We start from the raw sequence: 20,117 nt of genomic DNA, 5'->3' as shown, positions 1-20,117 counted from the left end.
ACGCCGGGAAGCAACCGGCAATCCTGCCCCATGAGCGTTCCACTCGTCGGGAGGGCCAAGCCCTCCCTGGCAGCCCCCGCGATCGGCGCGGGTTTGCCGGGGCATGGGCCCTGCCCGAAGGGCGGGGCCAAGGGGCGGGCGGGGCAGGATCCGTGATCGGACCCGGCCCCGTCCGAATGGTTTTAGCGGCGCAGGCCGAGGCGCGTGATCAGCGTGGTGTAACGCGCTTCCTCGCGCTCCTTCAGGTAGTCGAGAAGACGACGACGCTGGGAAACGAGCTTCAGAAGGCCACGGCGGGAGTGGTTGTCCTTCTTGTGGCCCTTGAAGTGCTCGGTCAGATTGGCGATGCGCTCCGACAGGATCGCGACCTGGACCTCGGGCGAACCCGTGTCGCCGGCCTTGGTGGCGTATTCCTTGAGAAGCTCGGACTTGCGCTCGGGCGTGATCGACATCGTGATGTCCTTCGTGTTGGAGGATGGGGTCGCCCATAGCCGGGATGTCGTCCAGCCAGGGCCATGAAAGCGCAAGGGGCGGCGTACCGCTCACCCTTTCGCGCCCCCGATATAAGCGGCTTTGCGCCAAAACACCAGCCCAGCCCTGAAGGCGGCGTTCCGGCCCCGAAAAACGCAAGCGCCCGGCGGGGCCGGGCGGATGCGACGAAGGATCGTTTTGACGGAGCGGGGTGGCAACATTCGCCCCCCCAGGGTGGCGTCAGGCCGCGAGTTGTCGGGACGGGTGAACCGCAGCCTCGGGCTCGGGGCGGTGCTCCGCCCGCGCGGCCGTCGATGTGGCCGCCACCGGCACCCCAGCCCCTTGCGCCATCTTTTCCAACTGGAAATAACCGATGCGGGACTGAAGCTCGTCCGAGTCGCCATTGAGATGGCCGGCGGCTGCGGACATCTGGACGGCGCCGTCCGAGTTTTCCTGCGTCACCTGATTCAACTGCTGCATGGCCTGGTTCATCTGCTCGATGCCGATGGACTGCTCGCGGCAGGACGCGGAAATTTCGCTGACGAGTTCGGACGTGCGCTGGATGCTGGGCACGAGCACGGTTAGCATCCGGCCCGCTTCTTCGGAAGCGCTCAGCGTTTGCTCCGACAGGGCCGCGATTTCCACCGCCGCGCCTTGGCTGCGCTCGGCGAGCTTGCGCACTTCGGAGGCGACGACCGCGAAACCCTTGCCGTGCTGGCCGGCACGCGCCGCCTCGATGGCGGCGTCCAGCGCCAGAAGATCGGTCTGGCGCGCGATTTCCTGCACCAGCGCGATCTTCTCGGCAATCTCGCGCATGGCCACCACGGAGGACTGCACCACCGTCTCGCTCGACCGGGCGCTGGCGAAGGCTTCGCGCGCGACCTTTTCCGTCTGGGAGGCATTGTCGGCGTTCTGACGGATATTGGCCGCGATCTCTTCCATGGCGGAACTGGCCTGCTCGGAGGCCGCAGCCTGCTCGGCCGAGCCGGAGGCCAGCTGCTGCGACAGGCTGGCCGTGGTGCTCGCCGTACCAGACAGCGAATTGGCGGTGTTTCCGACAGCGGCGACGATCTCGTTGAGCTTGAGCCGCATCTGGCAGAGGGTCGTCAGAAGCAAGCCGATCTCGTCCTTTCGGCCATGCACGATGCGATGGGAAATATCGCCCGAACCGACGCGCAGCATGTTCTCGCGCAGAAGGGCAAAGCCAGCCGAGACGGTCATCAGCATCAGAGCCGCGAAACCGCCGCCGAGCAACAAGGAGGCGCCGACGATCGAGACCGTCTCGGTCCAGACCCTGTCGTAGCTCTCACCCGCCCGGGCGACGAAAGTCGTCACATTGGCTTTCGCGGCCTTGCTTGCCTGCGCCAGTTCATTGTCGATGCGCTGGGCGGTCGGCCCCTCGTCCTTGGTGATCGCGTTCAGGATCTCGGCCGAAGGGACGCCTGTGTTGATGTCCCGAAGGATCGCGTCCATCTGCGCCCGCAGCGATACGAGGGATGCGGATAGCGTTTGGACAGTCCCGCGCTCGCCGGTGGGCAACGAAGCCTCGTAGGCTTTCAGCGAGACATCGACTTCACGCCAGATGCCGGCATATTCGGACTCGATGGCTCCACGCGCGTCGGCGGGAATAACCAGCGCCTTGAACATGAGACGGCGCGCTTCGCTGAGTTGAAGCTGCAAATGCCCGGACGCATCCACCTGCTGAAGCGGGCCTTCCGCCAATGTGGTCAAATCCACGAACGTTCGCCTGGACTGCTCCAGCGCCAGATAGCTCCCCGCCGCCCCCAGAACTGTCAGCAACAGAAACGATACAGCCAAACGAACCTTGAACGAATACCACATACCCATCGCCATGACCCCACGATCGATACCGACCTCATCAATTGCAAGTGATGACATACACAGCTTAACTCTCTGCCAACGCAGCGAGCTGAATTTTTACTTCCGAATCGTACAACTCATAAGAGATTTAGCGACGTTCCGCAATATTTTTATTTTAATGATCAAATATCTCGGTGCAAGGATAGCAGAAGTATCCGCATCATAGGTGCTTAATACAGATTACGGAAAATTAAATCCTGCCGCAAACTTGAAGTCGACCAGAATGGCTTCCACATCCCGAATTGTAATAATATAACATTACAGATCAGCTGGGGGTTATACTCTGGCTCGTCACGAGAGTGTTACGCAGAGGTCCTATTGCGCATACGATCCCACCTCACAGGAGGCCTTCGATGCGTCGTCTTCTTGCCCTGCTCGCCTTGTCCAGCGCGCTTCCCCTCGCGGCCCAGGCTGCCACCGTGATGCCGCTCGACCGCGCGACCATCCTCGCCGGCTCCCCTTTCGATATGAAGGTCGAGTTCAAGGGCGTCGTGAAGCCCGGTGACGTCACCGTCACGATCAACGGCAAGCCCGCCGCCGAGGTTCTGGGCCAGCCGGTCGAGTTCATCGAAAAGGAAGACGGCGTCGAGGCTTCCGCCGTTCGCATCCAGGGCGGCCACATCCTGGCGCCCGGCAGCTACAAGGTCGAAGCCAAGGCCGGCGACGAAACCCAGAGCGTGACCTGGGACGTGTTCGGCACGCCCGCCATCGCCAAGGCCAAGAACATCATCTTCCTGCTGGGCGACGGCATGACGGTCGCCAACCGCACCGGCGCGCGCATCATGTCCAAGGGCATGACCGAGGGCAAGGCGAACGGTCGCCTCGCCATGGACGATCTCGACCACATGGCCTTCGTCGGCACCTCGTCCACCAACTCGGTCGCCACCGACAGCGCCAACACGATGTCGGCCTACATGACCGGCCACAAGACGGCGATCAACGCGCTCGGCGTTTATGCCGACCGCACCAAGAATTCCTTCGACGATCCGAAGGTCGAGACCATCGCCGAGGCGCTGCGCCGCACCACCAAGAAGTCGGTCGGCATCGTCGTCACCTCCGAGCTGGAGGACGCCACGCCCGCCGCCGTGGTGGCCCACACGCGCAAGCGCGCCGACAAGCCCGAGATCGTGGACATGATCTTCAAGGTGAAGCCGGACGTGCTGCTCGGCGGCGGCTCGGCCTATTTCCTGCCGCAGTCCACCCCGGGCTCCAAGCGCAAGGACGACAAGAACTACATCCAGATGTTCCAGGACGCCGGCTACGCGCTGGCGACCGACAAGGGTGAGCTGGAAGCCGCCAAGGGCTCCAATCAGGACAAGCTTCTCGGCCTGTTCCACACCGGCAACATGGACTTCATGCTCGACCGCGGCTTCCTGAAGAAGGGCACCGTGTCGAAATTCCCGAACCAGCCGGGCCTCGTGGAGATGACGGAAGTCGCGCTCGACAAGCTGTCGAAGAATCCCGAGGGCTTCTTCTTGATGGTCGAGGGTTCCTGCATCGACAAGGCCTCGCATCCGATGGATTTCGAGCGCTCGATGATCGACACGATCGAGTTCGACAAGGCCGTGGGCGTCGCGCGTGAGTTCCAGAAGACCCATCCCGACACGCTGATCGTCACCACCGCCGACCACACGCACGGCATCTCCATCATCGGCACGATCGACGACGACAAGCCGGGCACCGACATGCGCGAGAAGGTCGGCGTCTATGCCGAGGCCGGCTTCCCGAACTACGAGGACAAGGACGGCGACGGCTACCCGGACAAGGTGGACGTGTCGCGCCGCCTCGCGATCTTCGCCGCCGACTTCCCCGACTATTACGAAACCTTCCGCCCGAAGATGGATGGCCCGTTCGAGCCCGCCGTCCAGAACGAGAAGAAGGAATATGTGGCCAACGAGGCCTACAAGGCCGTGCCGGGCGCGGTCTTCCGCGAAGGCAACCTGCCGCGTTCGGCCGACACGGCCGTCCATGCCGTGGACGACGTCGTGCTCCAGGCCGCCGGCCCCGGCGCCGACGAGTTCAAGGGCTACATGGAAGAAAGCGACATCTACCGCGTTCTGGCCGACGCCTTCGCGCTCGCCCCGCAGAAGAACTGATCGCTCGTTCTGAACCGCCATCTCGGGTCCCGGCGCCTCTTGCGCCGGGACCTGTCGCCATTTGGAGGAGGCTTGCCCATGGCCAGTTTCGCCCCGACCCGCCGGCGCCTGATCGGCTCGGGTCTCGCCGCCCTTGCCACGCTCGCGCTCGCGCCGCGCCGAGCCCTGGCCGCGATCGAGCGGATCGGCTTCGACGATCTCTACGGCAAGATCAGCGTGCTCGGCCTGTCCTTTTCCGAAAAGGCCAAGGCGCTCACCGGCCGGAGCGTCGAGATGCAGGGCTTCATGGCCCCGCCCTTGAAGGCCGAGGCGAAGTTCTTCGTGCTCACCGAAATTCCGATGTCGCTCTGCCCCTTTTGCTCATCCGACGCGGACTGGCCGGCCAATATCGTCGTGGTCTATCTGAAGGAAGCGCAGACCTTCGAACAGGCCAACAAGGTGATCGAAGTCTCCGGCCGCTTCGAGATCGGCTCCTGGACCGACCCCGAAACCGGCTTCGTCAGCCTCGTGCGCATCGTCGATGCCCGGTTCCGGACGGTGTGACCGACATGCCGGCGCTTTCCATTCGCGATCTCGACATTCGCTTTGCCGGCCTCGACGCGCCGGCGCTCGCCATTCCCGTCCTCGACCTGGCAGCCGGCGCGCGCGTGGCGCTGACAGGCGCGTCGGGTTCGGGCAAGACGACCTTCATCAACGCCGTCAGCGGTCTGGAGCGGGTGCGCCAGGGCCTGGTGCGCTGGGGCGAGACGGATCTCGCCACGCTAGGGGAGGCCCGGCGCGACCGCTGGCGCGCGGCCTCGATCGGCCTCGTGATGCAGGATTTCCACCTGTTTCCCGGCCTATCCGTGATGGACAATGTGCTCCTGCCCCATCGCCTGTCCCGCGCCCTGCCGCTGGCCGAGGCGCGCGCCGAGGGCGAGCGACTGCTCGACCGCTTCGGCATTGTCCGACAGGCGCAAAGGGTCGAGACCTTATCGCGCGGGCAGATGCAGCGCGTCGCCATCGCCCGCGCGCTCGCCGGCCGGCCGGGCATCCTGATCGCCGACGAGCCGACCGCCAGCCTCGACGCGGAATCCGGCGCGGCGGTGGGCGACCTCCTCCTCGAACTCAGCGCCGAGACCGGCGTCACCCTGATCGTCGCCACGCACGATCCGCATCTCGTGGCGCGCATGAGCCGCGTCCTGCGGCTCGCCAATGGCCAACTCGCGCCGGAGCACTGATCCCATGTTCGGTTTCATCTGGGCCGATCTCCGGCGGCACTGGGCGGGCGTCCTCGCCGTCGTTCTTCTGATCGCGCTGGCCAGCGCGCTGGGCACCTGCGTCACGCTCGGCGAGCGCGCCATCCGGCTCGGCAGCGCGCGCGCCGCCTCGGCCTTCGATCTGGTGATCGGTGCGCCGGGCAGCGAAACGCAGCTCGTGCTCTCGTCCGTGTTTCTCCAGCCCGCGCCCCTCCCCCTTCTGCCCGGTCGCACGCTGGCAGCCCTGCGGGCCGACCCGCGCGTCGCCTATGCCGCGCCGGTCGGCTTCGGCGATTTCGTCGGCGACGATCCCGTGGTCGGCACCACCGGCGATGTCGTCGGCGGCCTCGGTGGCCTGGCGGAAGGGCGGGCTTTCCAGAAATTGCAGGACGCCGTGGTGGGCTCCGCCGTCGCGCGCCCCATCGGCTCGCGCTTCAAGCCGCTGCATGGCCGCCTGTCGGAGGGCGGTCATGTCCATGGTGCGATTTCCTACGAGGTGGTCGGGCGCATGAAGCCGACCGGCACAGCCTGGGACAAGGCCATTCTCGTGCCGATCGAGGCCGTCTGGCTGGCGCATGGCCATGAACCGGGAAGCAAGGACCATGGAGCGGACGAGACCGCCCATGGCGAGGAGGCCGCCCGCGGCGGCGTCGGCATCGCGGTGCTGGCAGCGGACTACGATCAGCAGGCCGAGGAAGCCCGCCGCAGCCTCGATCTGAACCGTCCCATCGATCCGGCCGCGCTGGAGCGGCCGGACGCGCCCGGCGTTCCGGCCATCGTGGTGAAGCCGCGCACCATCGCGGATGCCTACAAGCTGCGCCAGAACTATCGGCACGACGGAACGCTCGCGGTCTTCCCGGCCGAAGTTCTGACGCGCCTTTACGGGACGCTCGGCGACGCGCGCACGGTTCTGGCCGCCATCGCCTATGGCGCGCAGGCGCTGGTCGGCGCGGCGATTCTCTTCGTCGTGATCGTCCATGTTCTGCAACGACGCCGGCAGATCGGCGCGCTCCGGGCCTTCGGGGCGCCGCGCCTGTCGATCTTCGCCATCGTCTGGGCCGAGATTTTCGCGATGGTCGGCGCGGGCGTCGTTCTCGGCTTCGGCCTCGGCTTTGCGGCCGCCAGCCTCCTGGCGCAGGTCGCGGGCGGGGCCAGCGGCATCGCGCTTCCCGTGGAACTGCGCGCCGGCGACCTCACGACGCTTCTCCTGCTTCTCGCCGCCGTCGCGCTCGTGACGCTCGTTCCCGCCAGCCTGGCCTATCGCCAGTCCCCGGCCGAGGCGCTGCGGGGCTAAGAGCCGGTCTGTGGAGATTGGGTCTGTACCTGCGGGCCGCCAACTTGATACCACGGGGTGCTCGCGCCAAGCGGGCATGGCGCAACGAGAGGCACCCCCTTGCAGCTCACATCCACGATATCAGCGCTTCGCGAGCGTCTCGACACCGAGCGCGCGGCCGGCCGCACGGTCGGCCTCGTTCCGACCATGGGCTATCTGCATCAGGGCCATATGGCCTTGGCCGAGCGGGCCAAGCGCGAAAACGACATCGTGGTGCTGACGATCTTCGTGAACCCGACGCAGTTCGGCCCGAACGAGGACTTGGCCACCTATCCCCGCGACCTGCCGCGCGATCTCGACCTCTGCCGGGCGCATGGGGTGGACGTCGTTTTCGCTCCCGATGTGGCGGAGATCTATCCCGAGCCGATCCGGACGCATGTCGAGGTCGAGGGCCTGTCGGACGTCCTGATCGGCCGGCACCGGCCCGGCCATTTCCGGGGCGTCGCGACCGTCGTCACCAAGCTCTTCAACATCGCAGAGCCGCACCGCGCCTATTTCGGCGAAAAGGACTTCCAGCAGCTCGCCGTCATCCGCCGCATGGCGCGCGATCTGTCCGTCCGCACTGAGATCGTCGGCGTTGCGACCGTGCGCGAGGCCGACGGGCTCGCCGCCTCCTCGCGCAATGCCCGGCTGACGCCCGAGGACCGCGCGGCGGCCGTGGTGATCTCCCGCGCCCTCGACGCAGCCGAGCGCGCGGCCCGCTCGGGCGAGCACGACGGCGCACAGCTTCTGGCCGGAGCGCGCGCCCTGATCGAGGCCGAGCCCCGCGCCCGGCTCCAGTCGCTCGACCTGTGCGACGCTCAAACCCTGGAGCCGCTGGAGCGTCTTTCCGACCGGCCCGCCGTGCTTCTCGTCACCGCCCATTTCGGCCAGGTCCTGCTGATCGACCAGCGCGTGCTGCCCCTCCCCGCCGAGGGAGGAGAGGCATGAGCGCGCGCAGCGAGACGAAGCGTCTCAGCGTGCCAGACATCCGCGCGCGCAAGGGCGGCACGCCGCTGGTCGCGCTGACGGCCTATAGCGCGCTGACGGCGCGGCTGGTGGATGCCCATGCCGACATTCTTCTCGTCGGCGACAGCCTCGCCATGGTCGAGCACGGCATGGACACCACGCTGGGCGCAACGCTCGACATGATGATCCTGCACGGGCAAAGCGTCATGCGCGGCTCGGCCCGAGCCTTGGTCGTGGTGGACCTGCCCTTCGGAACCTACGAGGAAAGCCCGCAGGCGGCCTTTCGCAGCGCCGCGCGCGTTCTGACGCAAACCGGCTGCTCGGCCGTGAAGCTCGAAGGCGGCGCGGGCATGGCCGAGACGATCGGCTTTCTCGCCGCGCGCGGCATTCCCGTGATGGCTCATATCGGGCTGACGCCGCAATCGGTCATGACGCTCGGCGGCTTCCGCACGCAAGGGCGCGAGCGCGCCGAATGGGATCGGATCGAGGCGGACGCGCGCGCCGTGGCCGAGGCCGGCGCCTTCGCCGTGGTGGTGGAAGGCGTGGTCGAGCCGCTGGCCGAGCGCATCACGACCGCTCTGTCGGTGCCGACCATCGGTATCGGCGCTTCGGCGCGCTGCGACGGGCAGATCCTCGTTCTGGAAGACATGCTGGGCTTCAACGCGCGCGTGCCCCGCTTCGTGCGCCGCTTCGGCGACGTCGGCGCGGCGATCAACAAGGCGGTCGGCGACTATGCGGAAGCCGTGCGCGAGCGCAGTTTCCCCGGCCCGGACCATGTCTATCAGCCGAAGGACTGACCCTGCTTGCGCCAGTCCCTCGCCCTGACGGCGCTTCTCGTGCCCGATTACGACGTGGGTCTCGCCTTCTACGTCGGCGTTCTCGGCTTCGACTTGGTGGAGGATCGAGCGCTTTCGCCTGACAAGCGCTGGGTCGTCGTGCGCCCCAAGGGCTCGGCCGGTGGCGGCCTGCTGCTGGCGAAAGCCGCCGACGCGCGCCAAGCCGCCCGGATCGGCGATCAGACGGGCGGGCGCGTGTTCCTGTTTCTGGAAACGGACGATTTCGCGCGGGAGCACGCCGCGATGCTGTCGCGCGGCGTCCCCTTCGAGGAAGCGCCGCGCCGCGAACCCTATGGCACGGTCGCGGTGTTTCGCGACCCGTTCGGCAATCGCTGGGATTTGATCCAGCCGAACGCGGGCTGAGGGAGAGCGGCCGGGGCAGGACCAACCAACCCTTAACTAACTTTCCGACCGGACCCATCAGTGGGACCGATTAAGCCGCTCCATCCAAGCTCTTCGTATTCCTGAACTTCGCGATGACAGCGGTCTTCTGTCTAGCTATATCGCGCAAGGGCGCTGGAGAGCCAGCTTGGGGTCCGATTCTTCTCTTGAACGCTGCGACGGCGCTGTTTCCATCACTCGGCATCACGAGCGGCTTCAATCGAGGCTGGCGGTTCGGAAGGGTGATGGCGCACCGCTTCTTTCTGATCCTGCCGGTCTCTCCGGTCCTCGCGATCAGGGTGGTAATGTGCCGGTCGTGTGGACGAGCGGGCTTGCCGCGACACGGCTGGCCGTGTCCGTTATTGGCGTCCTGACACCGCTCCGCCTGCTGCTGCAGATCGGGATCGGACGCTGCGATCTCCTATACCGTCATGGTGACCACGGCAGCGTTGCCGGTCCTAACTTTCGCGATCGAAGCCATCTCACCGGCTCATGCCGGACCGTAGCTGACAGCGCTTGGCGTCGCGATCGTCTGGGTTTCTCGTGTCGGATGTCGCCGCGAAAAGGCGCTGACGGACGTCCGCCATCGCATGTCGTCAGCACCCGAACGGTCGGGCAATCAGTCCGACCGCCCATCGACACGGGCGAAGCGGTCGCCTAGACGCGATCCAACCGCTATCGACACGTCCTTGCGGTTCCTGGCTCACCTACGTCTCCGCCGAAAGCTGCCGTTCACCAGAACCACTGGCCTCGGGCCGCTATATTAGACTGGATTGCGTTCGTACCGCAGAACCCCGTCGATGCGTGGTCCCCCCGACGATGCATCGGTGGGATGCCGTATGCCGTCGTTGACGGGCACCTCATTGAAGTCGAACGGGCTCACGCCGTCCAGACAGGCGACATTGGTTCCGTATTGGTTCGGGTTCGAGCGACGCTGATGGTGGGTATAAATCCCACAAATCGAGCAGAAGTAGTGCTTCGCGGTCTTGGTCCCGAACTGGTAGAGAGTCAGGGCGTCCGTGCCTCGCGTGATCTCGATATCGTGCAGGTTCGCGGAAACCGCGACCGCCCCGCGCATCCTGCAATAGGAACACGTGCATCGCCGTGCAGTTCGCAGACCGTCTGTCAGTTTGACGCGGAAGCGGACCGCGCCACAGTGACAGCCGCCTTGTCGATCCTCCACTTCGGGTTCCATCACTCCAACATTCTCGTATTATGACGCGGAGCGTCAATCCGAACTGGCGCCTCGAACGCACCGAAAGCGATTACATCACCGGATGCCAATGAGGCGATGCCTCCTTCTCAAGTCCCAAGCCGACAGTCCGGACGCCACCCAAGCGCGCTTCAGGGACAGGGCCGGCTCATCGATACCCATAGGAGCGCAGTAGATAGCTCGTTCCGAGCATTCCCCCGAATCCCGCAACAACACAGGCGAGCGCCACGATGTTTCCGAAAGGCCTCATACGCTTCCGCTCGGCGTCACGCATGAGCGGTTCCGTTCTGGCTCCCAGCAGCATCATTACGAGACCCATAACGATCAGGGGGCCGACCAAGAAGGAAGCCATCGACCAGACGCTGACCTCCGGCGCGCCTTGCCGAGCGAGCCTCAAACGGTCGAAGATGGTGGGCCATGACATAGCAATCCCGGCCACCACGCTGCCAAGTCCGTAAAGGCGAGCTTTCACATCGTCATTCATGGGTATCTCCCGTGATGGATCGGGCGGAGTTCGCACGCTTCCATTCGCTCACGCAACCGCAGCAATCGATCCCTTCACGCATTCATACGGCAGTAGCGTGTGCCGGCGAAACGCCACCACCATCGCCTCCTCGGCCTCGCTCAGCGTGGTCGATCGTTGCTCCCTCAGTCCGGTCGTCATGTCCTCCAAGGTCCGACGTTTGCGCCATCTGACGCCCGTCTTCGGGTTGCTACCGAACTCTCGGCTCAGCGTCGCGAGCCAAGCTTGCGATCGCTGTATGGCTGCTCGGATGGCATGCGTGGTCAGGGCGCCGCCGTGCCGAACATGTCCCGTAAAGCTCGTTCCGTTCCATGGAAAGGATCACACCCTCAGGCCTGGGATCGAACACATAGCGATGTGTCGAGGCCACGGCCTAGGCATCAGGAGGCGATGCCTGCGGTTTACGATCCGGCGCTCGGATCGACATATTGCTTCAACACGGTGATGTCTGCGAAAGGCGCAGGCCACAGCACGATCCGGTAGTGATCGTTCCCATCGAGCCCGTCGTCGCTCAATGTTCTCAACCCACCGTGATGGGCTCTGACACGGTAGGTGCCTGCCGGAACCGTCAGGATGTCGATCGATCCCCCGGTGCATTCGTGGATCTCGAGCTTGCCGGACGGCAAGGCGAGGCTGGCTTCGGCGACATGATCCCATGCAGCGAGAGCGACCTCGGGCGCTTCGTCCCTGATCTCGACCGTGACCGGCACCTCCATGTTGCGTTCGGGCTGAACGACGACCACGAATGGGGCGGCTTTGATGCGCAGAACCGTATCGGCTTCCGTATAGTCTGTGGGCGCATCCGGGCTCTCCCCATGATCCCACAGGTAAAACTGGTGGTAGTCGGCCAGGATTCTGTAGCGCTTGATCATGCCGGGCTCTGCCGTTTTTCACGGGCTGGGATCGCGACCGTACCAGATTGCAAACGTTTGCTATACGGAGATAGACCGGCCCCGTGCGGCCGTAGAGGCGGCCACCTGCGCCGCTTGGAAGCGGTCGTTCGTTGGAAGGCCGCCGGCATCGGGGTGGAAGACTACGTTTCGTTAGGTAGATTTCGTCAGGGATCGAGGGGCGTTGGTACCTGTCTATCCGATCTCCAATGTCACCGTGCGTGATCATGCGGCCTTCGAGACTTATCGTTCCCGCGCGGCCGCATCGATCGAAGCTTTCGGCGGCCGCCATCTTGTCCGTGGCGGAGCGATCAGCGTCCTCGAAGGAGAACCGCAGCACCCCGCCATCGTCGTCGTTGAGTTCCCCGACGCAGCAACGGCGCGGAGGTGGTATGCTTCGCCGGAATAGGCCGCTGCCCTGGAAGTGCGAGATCAAGCCCTCGTTCGCAGCCTCATCCTTGTGGACGGAGTGAACCCCGGTCGAGGATCGGGAACCATCCGGCAGGCTGCGTCGGCTCTGCTGGCTCATCGCCTTGGAGCAGATCAGCCGGAAACCACCCCGGCGAGCGGATCTAAGACACGAAACGGACGCCCGAAAGCGGGCCAACCGCTTTCGAGCCGTCCGTGACGTTCAAGTACTATCCCGGTTTTCTCGACAGCGGACGTTCCTGATGTGTCGCGGGCCGCCAGGATGCGTTCACGGGCGGTCGGGTGTTGCGGACCAGTTCCCCGGATGGCTTCGATACGAGCGGCAGACTCTTCGGGTGATCAGGTCGAGGTGTCCAGTTCCAGATCGTGGATGCCGGGAACGTGGACCGCTGTCTGCCAAGCCACGATCGGTTGGGGCACCATCCCAATGACGGTTTCCCTGGCGTAGACGCCTTCGTTCTTCCACCGGGTTCGGCTGCACACGACGATTCTGAAAGGACCGAAAGCTGCCGGTCCGCTTTTCGGCCGTAAGGCAGAAAAGCGGAGGTTCAGAGATTTGGGTTGCGCGGACCTGCCACCAGAGGACCACCCCGCCATGCCGAAGTGGATCTCTTCGTGCTTCCAGGGGGTGTTGCCGAAACTCTCTCGCCACAGGGCGTGACGTCAGCGGTCGATCCGAGGCTGCATAGCGCCTCGGATCGGCGCAACCCAGCATGGCCAGGCGGTCACATAGGGGGAACGACGCCCTGGTTTCCCACCACCACGAAGGCGGTGGACAGCGTACCGTCGGGGGCCTTCGTGGCAGGTACGAAGACCGGCGCGCCAGGCTTCAGATCGGCTGCGCTCGCATCGGCGAAGGTCACGACGGGTATGTTGGCCGGGAGCGAAACCGTCTTGGAGCCGGTGGGATAGGTCAGGGTCAACTGGCGGCCCGATACGTTCTCCACCGCGTTGGAAACCGTGGCATTGGTCATCGTGGAATTGGGTTGCAGATCCCATGGGAAGCTACCCTCGTTGGCGCCCTTCATCGCTGCAGGAAAGATCAGGACTTCCAACGCCCCCGCAGGCTGGCTGCCGGATGCGGGGGCGGAGGCGACCCCGACATAATCTCCCGGCTTGATGTCACTCGCTGCGGCCGTCTTGATACCGCGCAGGCCGACATTCGGTGCCATCTGGATCTTCACCACAGGCCCCTCTCGCGAGGTCACGGACAGGGTCTGGCCCTCGACGGCCGCGATCGTTCCGCGCACGCGTGCCGGCTGTCCGTCCTGGGCTTGTGCCCATGAGGTTGCGAGAAGCAGCGAACCGACGACAAGACTCATGGAACGGGACAGGCGCATGGGGCACTCCGTTGGTTGAGGCGCGATCAAATCGCGACCAGGTTTTCATCCATAAGCTTCTGCCTTCGCGTTGGTTTCGTGGCGAAGCGTTGCGAAATCCCGCAAGCGTCCTCGTCGGCGGCACATCGGGCGGCTGCGATCGCGGCCCGACGATCGGACGCCGGCTCGATGATGCCGCCACGGATCGAAACGCACCTGTTTGTCCCAACGTCCACGACGCTGACCGACCGCCATCTGCGTCATGGGAGGCGGGGAGCCCGGGGGCGATAGCCGTTCCGATGTTGGGCGAGAGGGAGGGCAGGCTTCGCGCCGTCACGCACGGGACGGCTGTTCGGCGCGAAGCCAGATCGTCCGGGCACGCCCATGCCTCGACCAAGGTCAGGCGATAAAGACCCGGTGGCGGTGCCCCGCCGCCGGGCCATTGGGCTCTCAGTTCGCCGGAGGTATCGGCGCGCCGAGAGGCGCGGGCGGCGCCGGCGGCACGCTCATGTCGGGGATGCGGTCGGTGAGCGGCTTGGCGGCCGCCAAGCAGGCCGCCATCGGCTCGTCGCCGCAGGTGACGCGGATGCCGGCGTCACGGCCGAGCCGGATCTCGACGCCCTTGCCCATCGGCGGGGGTGGCGGCGGCCCGCGATGGTCGCCCGGTCGCGGCGCTTCGCCCGGCGGGGGCGGTGGCGGCATGTCGCCGGGCGCGGGACGGGCGTCCCCTCCCGGTCCCGGCATCGCCGCTGTGGCCGGTGGCGGGGGCGGAGGAGCGTTCGGCTTGGGAGCCGTCTGCGCCGACGCGAATGAGGTAAGCCCGACGGCGAGCGCCGTTGCGAGCAGAGCTGACTTGATCATGGGGTTCTGTCCTTGAACGAAATGCCCGATCCGGCGCCTTGCGGATGGAGCTCGAGCCGCGGTGCCCGAAGAGATGGACATCGAAGGGGCCTGCGATCGATCCGGCGGTCTCGCCGGACATTTGGATGAGAAGGGGCGGCCTGGCTGCGCGACGCTCAGTTCGCGTCGGGGGCAGCGTCCGGGCCGGCTGGCCCGGCATCGCGGAGGCCATGGCCGGGCGCGCGATGAGGCGGCGGGGGCGGATCGAGCTCGTCGATCCGCTGATCGGCATGCTGGATGGCGCTCGCATGGAGGAACCCATCGCGGAAACGGCCTTGAACCGTCACCGTCTCGCCAGCGGCAACGAGCTTTCCTCCTTCCCCCGCACGCCCGGTTTCCACCAGAGCTTTCGCGGTGCCCTCGCTCAGGACGAACTTGTTGCCGTAGACCTCGGCGACCTGTCCGGCGATGCCGACCGAGGACGCGTTCGAGAGTTGGCTGATCGGCGTGGTCGCAAGGCTGGTGTCGAATGTGACCTCGGGGTGCTGGCTCGCGCTCCAGGCCGCCGCGCCGCCGGCAAAGCCGAGCGCCAGGATGCCGAGGGCACCCGCGCCCAGAAGAGCGTTCCGCCGGGATGGCCGCGCTCGGCGCGCCGCCGGCGAGGATAGGTGCGACGCTTCGGCGCGAGCCTGATCGGGTGTGTCGTGGAGATCGTCGGTCATCGTCATCATCCTTTGGGTTTCGGTGATGACGGTCTTAGGCCCGGTCGGCACACAGCACGCTGAACCGGTCAGTTCAGCTTCGGTTCATGTGGTTGTCCTGGTCACGCAGCAGGTTCGCCACGTCGGAAATGATGCCCACCTCCTCACGCGGTGACCGAGTTCGGGCGCGCCTCTCCGATGGATCGCCTCCACAGATCTGGAGCCGGTCAAGAAAACAACGTCGAAGGCCAGGGTGCGCCGGTGAGGGTCCGGTATCAGCGGCCTGCGGCAGGCTCGAGCGAAGCCATGACGTATCCCTGTGAAAGAGGACCTTTGGTCCGAGGCCGTTATCGATGTGAGCCAACGGTGCAAGCGGTCAGCGCGGTTGGAGCCGAAAGCGGCCCGTCATCGTTCGGGCGAGATCGCGCAGGAATGGCTCTTGCGCTGTCGACCCGTTCGGAACGCTCTGCTTCCCGCCAAACGAACCGGTCGCTCTGCTTCGCGTGCCGTGACTTGAAAACCGCACGCCCTGACCTCTGTCCCATCACGGATCAGTGATGGGTTACGAGGCGCATGACCATGGAAAGCTCGATGGCACAACGGAGCGCCATCGGCACTCAAACGCCAGATTCTGGAAGTTCGTCGGACGATCGCTCTGATGCTCAGCAGCGTTTGGATGCCTTCTTGGCTTGGCTGGCTGCGGATCGAGGTCTGGATCGGTATCCGATGTCTGCGACGGTCGCTCTGCGCAGCACGCGGGCCGATGGCCCTTCGCTCGCTCGCGCACTTGCAAGCATGGACGCCCCCGCTGTCTGGTGGGACGCCCAAGGGCGAAGGCTGAATCTCAGCGATGCCGTGCTGTCGGGCTTCTCCCTCACGGATGCGGATCTTTCCGACGCCAATCTGAAACGCGCCGATCTGACGAAGGGCGTCGGACGCGGGATGCGGCTGGACGGTGCGCTGATCGAAGAAGCCAGCTTCAAGAACGGGGACTTCAGTGGAGCCTCGTTCAACGCTGCGGTTGCAGGCCAGGCCTCGTTCCAGGGGGCGATGCTCGAGGATGCACGGTTCACATCCGCCCATTTGCGCTTTGCCCGGTTTCAGGCAGCACTTCTGGACGGGACCGATTTCGAAGCGGCCGACGCGTGGGGTGCGGACTTCACGGGAGCCGATGCCGACCGCACCGTATTTCGAAATGCCCGCCTCGACGAGGCGAACCTGTCGGACGTCAATCTGACCTTTTCGGACTTCGAAGGAGCCAGCCTCAAAGGAACGAAGCTGCGCGGATCGAGATTGCGCGGATCGAACTTCGCAAACGCCACGCTCAGCGGCACGGATTTCGAAGGGGCCGATCTTTCCGAAACGCGGCTCATTCGTCTCGACCTGTCGAATTCCAACCTCAGGCACACCCGCTTCAACGGCGCGTGGATCGAGGGATGCCGGCTTCGGGTCGAGCAGCTCGATGGTGCGGTGGGCGAGGAGATCGACCGAAACTATGACGGCGCGCGCGGGAGCTACAGCGTGCTGGAGGCCAATTTCACCAGCATCGGAGCCAAGGCGGAGGCCGGTTGGGCTTACAAGAAGGGTCGCAAAATGGGCTGCCTGAGTTCCTGGACCAAGGCTCGCGAAGCGACGCACCGCAAAGACTGGGGCCCAGCCCTGCTTCATACCTATGCCTGGGCCTCGGATCGGTTCGTGGAATGGCTCTGTGACTACGGAGAGAGCATGTCGCGGGTCTTGCGGGCTTTCCTGATCCTGATCGCGCTTTTCGCCGCCCTGTACGGTATCTTGGGTGGGCTCGTTCCGCATGGAGAAGAGACCGCGACGCACAGTTTGATCGACATCGTCAGCTACAGCGCGCTCAACATGATGACCTCCAACCCGCCGGAAATCGGAATGTCCGTGGTCGGACGCACCGCCAATATCCTGGTCGGACTGCAGGGCGCTCTCGGTATCATCCTGATGGGACTGTTCGGCTACATTCTGGGAAATCGCATTCGGCGTTGACCGGTGGCACAGAGCACGAAAGGGGATCGCAAACCCGACCGAATGCGAGGGCCTTGGTCCGTCGCGGTTGAGGAAGCAAGCATAGGCTGCCCCCCCTTCAGACGCATGGAATGGGCCGAAAGCTACTGGTCCGCTTTTGGGCGAAAGCTAACTCCTGCCGTCGACGAGATCGGAAAGACCGAGGTTGCGGACTATCTTCTGGAGGATCAAACTCGCGACGAAAGCTGGTTGGTTAGATCCAGAGGACCGCTTTGGAGGGGAGCCAAGACGCTCGGAACAAATCCGGGATGGATGCAGAAAGCCGCCGGGATCAACTCCGGCGGCCTCCTTTGGTCAGCTTAAGGGCTTGCAGGTTGGGCGCAATCACTTGCAGGTGCGCTATGCGCGCCGTCAGATGTCGAGATTGGCGACTTGCAGCGCGTTGTCCTGGATGAACTCGCGGCGCGGCTCCACCTCGTCGCCCATCAGGCGGGAGAAGAGCTGGTCGGCATCCGTCGCGTCGTTGATCTTGACCTGAAGCAGCGAGCGCACTTCGGGGTCGAGCGTGGTTTCCCAGAGCTGCTCGGGGTCCATCTCGCCAAGACCTTTGTAGCGCTGGGTGGAGAGGCCTTTGCGGCCGACCTCGAACACGGCGTTGACCAGATCGAGCGGCCCGAGAATGGCGCGCTCGGTTTCCTTGCGCTTCAACATGGGCGACAGCGGATAGACCTCCGCCAGACGCGCCGAGAGGCGATGGAGCGCGATGGCGTCGGCCGAATGGATCAGCGCGGCATCGAGCGCCTGCACGTCGAGAACGCCGCGCACGGTGCGCTGGAAGCGATAGCCGCCCATGCCGTCGGACTCGCCGATCCAGCCGCGCTCGGTTTCTTCCGACACGGTGTCGAGCGCCTTGGCGATGCGGTCGGCCATGACCTCGGCCTCGCCCTGATTGTCGGCAACCGAGGGCGAGAGCGCGCCGGCGACGGCCGCCTGTTCCACGATTTGACGGCTATAGCGCGAATGGAGACCCGACAGGAGCTGGCGCACGACAAGCGCGTCTTCCACCACGGTGCGCAGGTCCCGGCCCGACCGTGCCTCGCCGCCGTCGAGATGCAGGATCGCATCTTCGAGGCCGGTGTCGATCAGGTAGTTCTCCATCGCCTTTTCGTTCTTGAGATACTGGCTCTGCTTGCCGCGCGTCACCTTATACAGCGGCGGCTGCGCGATATAGACATAGCCGCGCTCGATCAGCTCCGGCATCTGCCGGAAGAAGAAGGTCAGGAGAAGCGTGCGGATATGGGCGCCGTCGACATCGGCGTCCGTCATGATGATGATCTTGTGGTAGCGCAGCTTGTCGGCGTCGAACCCGTAGGTCGAGCCCTCGAACGTGCCGATGCCGGTCCCGAGCGCGGTGATCAGCGTGCCGATCTGGTCGGACGAGATCATCCGATCGAAGCGCACGCGCTCGACGTTCAGGATCTTGCCACGGAGCGGCAGGATCGCCTGGTTCTGGCGCGAACGGGCGCCCTTGGCCGAGCCGCCGGCGGAATCGCCCTCGACGATGAAAATCTCGGACTTCGCCGGGTCCTTCTCCTGGCAGTCGGCGAGCTTGCCGGGCAGCGTCGAAACGCTCATCACGTCCTTGCGCACGGTCTCACGCGCCTTGCGGGCCGCCTCGCGCGCTGCTGCCGCCTGAACCATCTTGCCGACGACCGTGCGCGCGTCGGACGGGTGCTCCTCGAACCAGGCGTTCAGCGCCTCGTTCATCGCGCCCTCGACGACGGGGCGCACCTCGGAGGAGACGAGCTTGCCCTTGGTCTGCGAGGAGAACTTGGGGTCCGGCACCTTGACCGAGAGAACGCAGGTCAGACCCTCGCGGCAGTCGTCGCCGGTGGGCTGGACCTTCTCCTTCTTGAGCTGGCCGGACGACTCGGCATAGCCGATCACCTGCCGGGTCAAGGCTCCGCGAAAGCCCGCCATATGCGTGCCGCCGTCGCGCTGCGGGATGTTGTTGGTGAAGCACAGGACGTTGTCCTGATAGCTGTCGTTCCACCAGAGCGCGGCCTCGACGGTGATGCCGTCGCGCTCGGCCTTCACCGTGATCGGTTCGGAAAGCAGGGGCTTGCGCGCCCGGTCGAGATAGCGAACGAACGCCTCCAAGCCGCCTTCGTAGAAGAGTTCGCTACGCTTCTCGTCGGCATGGCGCTTGTCGGTCAGGATGATGCGCACGCCCGAGTTCAGGAAGGCGAGCTCGCGCAGGCGATGCTCCAGCGTTCCGTAGTCGAAGGTGGTGACGCCCCGGAACGTGTCGGTCGAGGGCAGGAAGGTGATGGCGGTGCCCGTTTCGTCGCCCGCCTCGCCCGTCACCTCCAGCGGCGCGTCGGCCACGCCGTGGGTGAAGCTCATCTCGTGGATCTTGCCCTTGCGGCGGATCTTCATCTTCAGCCACACGGACAGGGCATTGACGACCGACACGCCGACGCCGTGCAGGCCACCCGAGACCTTGTAGGAATTCTGGTCGAACTTGCCGCCGGCATGGAGCTGGGTCATGATGACCTCGGCCGCCGACACGCCCTCGCCCGTGTGAATGTCGGTCGGGATGCCGCGCCCATTGTCCGTCACGGTGCAGGAGCCATCCGGGTTCAGCGTCACGGTGACATGCGTGGCATGGCCGGCCAGCGCCTCGTCGATGGCGTTGTCCACCACCTCGTAGACCATGTGGTGCAGGCCCGAGCCGTCGTCCGTGTCGCCGATATACATGCCCGGCCGCTTGCGAACCGCGTCGAGACCCTTCAGCACCTTGATGGAATCGGCGCCGTATTCCGCGCTGGCGGTTTCTGTGGTCTCGGGGGCTTCGGACATGGCATTCCTAACGGGTCATGGCGCGGCGGGCGGGGCCGCGCGGCTCGTCTGTTCGACCGCCTTCATATAGAAGTTTTTGCATCGCAATCCAAGCTTTACGGGCTTTGGGCGGCCAAGGGAGAGAAACGCGCCTTGGTTCGGTGGCCCTTTCGTCGCCATGATCGCTTTCC

The 20,117-nt window shown here is 65.2% G+C and carries 19 protein-coding genes; 9 read left to right on the top strand and 10 right to left on the bottom strand.

The genetic code is table 11. The features are described 5' to 3' along the window. Positions 1–182: 182 nt before the first annotated feature. Together rpsO and AUL28_RS02715 are read right to left on the bottom strand one after the other, a co-directional pair. On the bottom strand, positions 183–452 hold the full coding sequence (gene rpsO / locus AUL28_RS02720) for a 30S ribosomal protein S15 (protein ID WP_058599175.1): 270 nt from the start codon (positions 450–452) through the stop codon (positions 183–185). Positions 453–711: 259 nt separating this feature from the next. Further along, the gene (locus AUL28_RS02715) at positions 712–2,325 is read right to left on the bottom strand and encodes a methyl-accepting chemotaxis protein (RefSeq protein ID WP_062230579.1); all 1,614 of its coding nucleotides are present in this window, start codon (positions 2,323–2,325) and stop codon (positions 712–714) included. 380 nt (positions 2,326–2,705) lie between these two features. On the opposite strand from AUL28_RS02715, the gene AUL28_RS02710 reads away from it, so the two are divergent. From AUL28_RS02710 to AUL28_RS02680, 7 genes are all read left to right on the top strand, one after another. Next, the gene (locus tag AUL28_RS02710) at positions 2,706–4,448 is read left to right on the top strand and encodes an alkaline phosphatase (protein WP_062230578.1); all 1,743 of its coding nucleotides are present in this window, start codon (positions 2,706–2,708) and stop codon (positions 4,446–4,448) included. 78 nt (positions 4,449–4,526) lie between these two features. After that, positions 4,527–4,991, top strand: a complete 465-nt coding sequence (locus tag AUL28_RS02705) for a hypothetical protein (protein WP_062230577.1) — start codon at positions 4,527–4,529, stop codon at positions 4,989–4,991. A 5-nt stretch (positions 4,992–4,996) separates the two neighbouring features. Beyond that, positions 4,997–5,668 carry an ABC transporter ATP-binding protein gene (locus AUL28_RS02700; protein ID WP_062230620.1) on the top strand — a complete coding sequence of 224 codons (672 nt, stop codon included), beginning with the start codon at positions 4,997–4,999 and terminating at the stop codon, positions 5,666–5,668. 4 nt (positions 5,669–5,672) lie between these two features. Beyond that, positions 5,673–6,980: an ABC transporter permease gene (locus AUL28_RS02695; RefSeq protein ID WP_062230576.1), complete on the top strand. Its 1,308-nt coding sequence runs from the start codon at positions 5,673–5,675 to the stop codon at positions 6,978–6,980. Between the two features lie 99 nt (positions 6,981–7,079). Next, entirely contained in the window at positions 7,080–7,949 is an 870-nt protein-coding gene (gene panC, locus AUL28_RS02690) for a pantoate--beta-alanine ligase (protein WP_062230575.1), read from the top strand. After that, on the top strand, positions 7,946–8,764 hold the full coding sequence (gene panB, locus AUL28_RS02685) for a 3-methyl-2-oxobutanoate hydroxymethyltransferase (RefSeq protein ID WP_062230574.1): 819 nt from the start codon (positions 7,946–7,948) through the stop codon (positions 8,762–8,764). Before panC ends, panB begins: the two co-directional genes overlap by 4 nt. Before the next feature lie 6 nt (positions 8,765–8,770). Further along, a complete protein-coding gene (locus AUL28_RS02680; protein WP_062230573.1) occupies positions 8,771–9,166 on the top strand; it encodes a VOC family protein in 396 nt (131 codons plus the stop codon). 781 nt (positions 9,167–9,947) lie between these two features. On the opposite strand, the gene AUL28_RS02675 is transcribed toward AUL28_RS02680, so the two are convergent. From AUL28_RS02675 to AUL28_RS02660, 4 genes are all read right to left on the bottom strand, one after another. Next, a complete protein-coding gene (locus tag AUL28_RS02675) occupies positions 9,948–10,379 on the bottom strand; it encodes a GFA family protein (RefSeq protein ID WP_062230572.1) in 432 nt (143 codons plus the stop codon). A 166-nt stretch (positions 10,380–10,545) separates the two neighbouring features. Beyond that, on the bottom strand, positions 10,546–10,881 hold the full coding sequence (locus AUL28_RS02670; protein WP_062230571.1) for a hypothetical protein: 336 nt from the start codon (positions 10,879–10,881) through the stop codon (positions 10,546–10,548). Between the two features lie 48 nt (positions 10,882–10,929). Continuing rightward, positions 10,930–11,061 (bottom strand): hypothetical protein, encoded by a 132-nt coding sequence (locus AUL28_RS23500; RefSeq protein WP_280137261.1) that lies wholly within the window; start codon positions 11,059–11,061, stop codon positions 10,930–10,932. A gap of 260 nt (positions 11,062–11,321) precedes the next feature. After that, positions 11,322–11,792, bottom strand: a complete 471-nt coding sequence (locus AUL28_RS02660; RefSeq protein WP_062230569.1) for a hypothetical protein — start codon at positions 11,790–11,792, stop codon at positions 11,322–11,324. A gap of 202 nt (positions 11,793–11,994) precedes the next feature. Here AUL28_RS02660 and AUL28_RS02655 point away from each other — a divergent pair, with 202 nt between their 5' ends. After that, positions 11,995–12,219, top strand: a complete 225-nt coding sequence (locus tag AUL28_RS02655) for a DUF1330 domain-containing protein (RefSeq protein WP_306302749.1) — start codon at positions 11,995–11,997, stop codon at positions 12,217–12,219. Positions 12,220–12,964: 745 nt separating this feature from the next. On the opposite strand, the gene AUL28_RS02650 is transcribed toward AUL28_RS02655, so the two are convergent. The 3 genes from AUL28_RS02650 to AUL28_RS02640 all read right to left on the bottom strand — a co-directional run bounded on the left by AUL28_RS02650 (position 12,965) and on the right by AUL28_RS02640 (position 15,120). Next, positions 12,965–13,579: a hypothetical protein gene (locus AUL28_RS02650; RefSeq protein WP_058633259.1), complete on the bottom strand. Its 615-nt coding sequence runs from the start codon at positions 13,577–13,579 to the stop codon at positions 12,965–12,967. A 429-nt stretch (positions 13,580–14,008) separates the two neighbouring features. Continuing rightward, positions 14,009–14,419, bottom strand: a complete 411-nt coding sequence (locus tag AUL28_RS22500; protein ID WP_156418393.1) for a hypothetical protein — start codon at positions 14,417–14,419, stop codon at positions 14,009–14,011. 155 nt (positions 14,420–14,574) lie between these two features. After that, a complete protein-coding gene (locus tag AUL28_RS02640; protein ID WP_156418394.1) occupies positions 14,575–15,120 on the bottom strand; it encodes a hypothetical protein in 546 nt (181 codons plus the stop codon). Positions 15,121–15,894: 774 nt separating this feature from the next. Here AUL28_RS02640 and AUL28_RS02635 point away from each other — a divergent pair. After that, entirely contained in the window at positions 15,895–17,106 is a 1,212-nt protein-coding gene (locus AUL28_RS02635) for a pentapeptide repeat-containing protein (RefSeq protein ID WP_192843382.1), read from the top strand. Between the two features lie 390 nt (positions 17,107–17,496). Here AUL28_RS02635 and gyrB read toward each other — a convergent pair whose 3' ends face one another. Next, positions 17,497–19,947 (bottom strand): DNA topoisomerase (ATP-hydrolyzing) subunit B, encoded by a 2,451-nt coding sequence (gyrB, locus tag AUL28_RS02630; protein ID WP_062221802.1) that lies wholly within the window; start codon positions 19,945–19,947, stop codon positions 17,497–17,499. Between the last annotated feature and the right edge of the window lie 170 nt (positions 19,948–20,117).

Source organism: Aureimonas sp. N4, from assembly GCF_001463925.1.
Classification (GTDB): domain Bacteria; phylum Pseudomonadota; class Alphaproteobacteria; order Rhizobiales; family Rhizobiaceae; genus Aureimonas; species Aureimonas ureilytica_A.
This window is presented reverse-complemented; position numbering and strand designations above follow the sequence as displayed.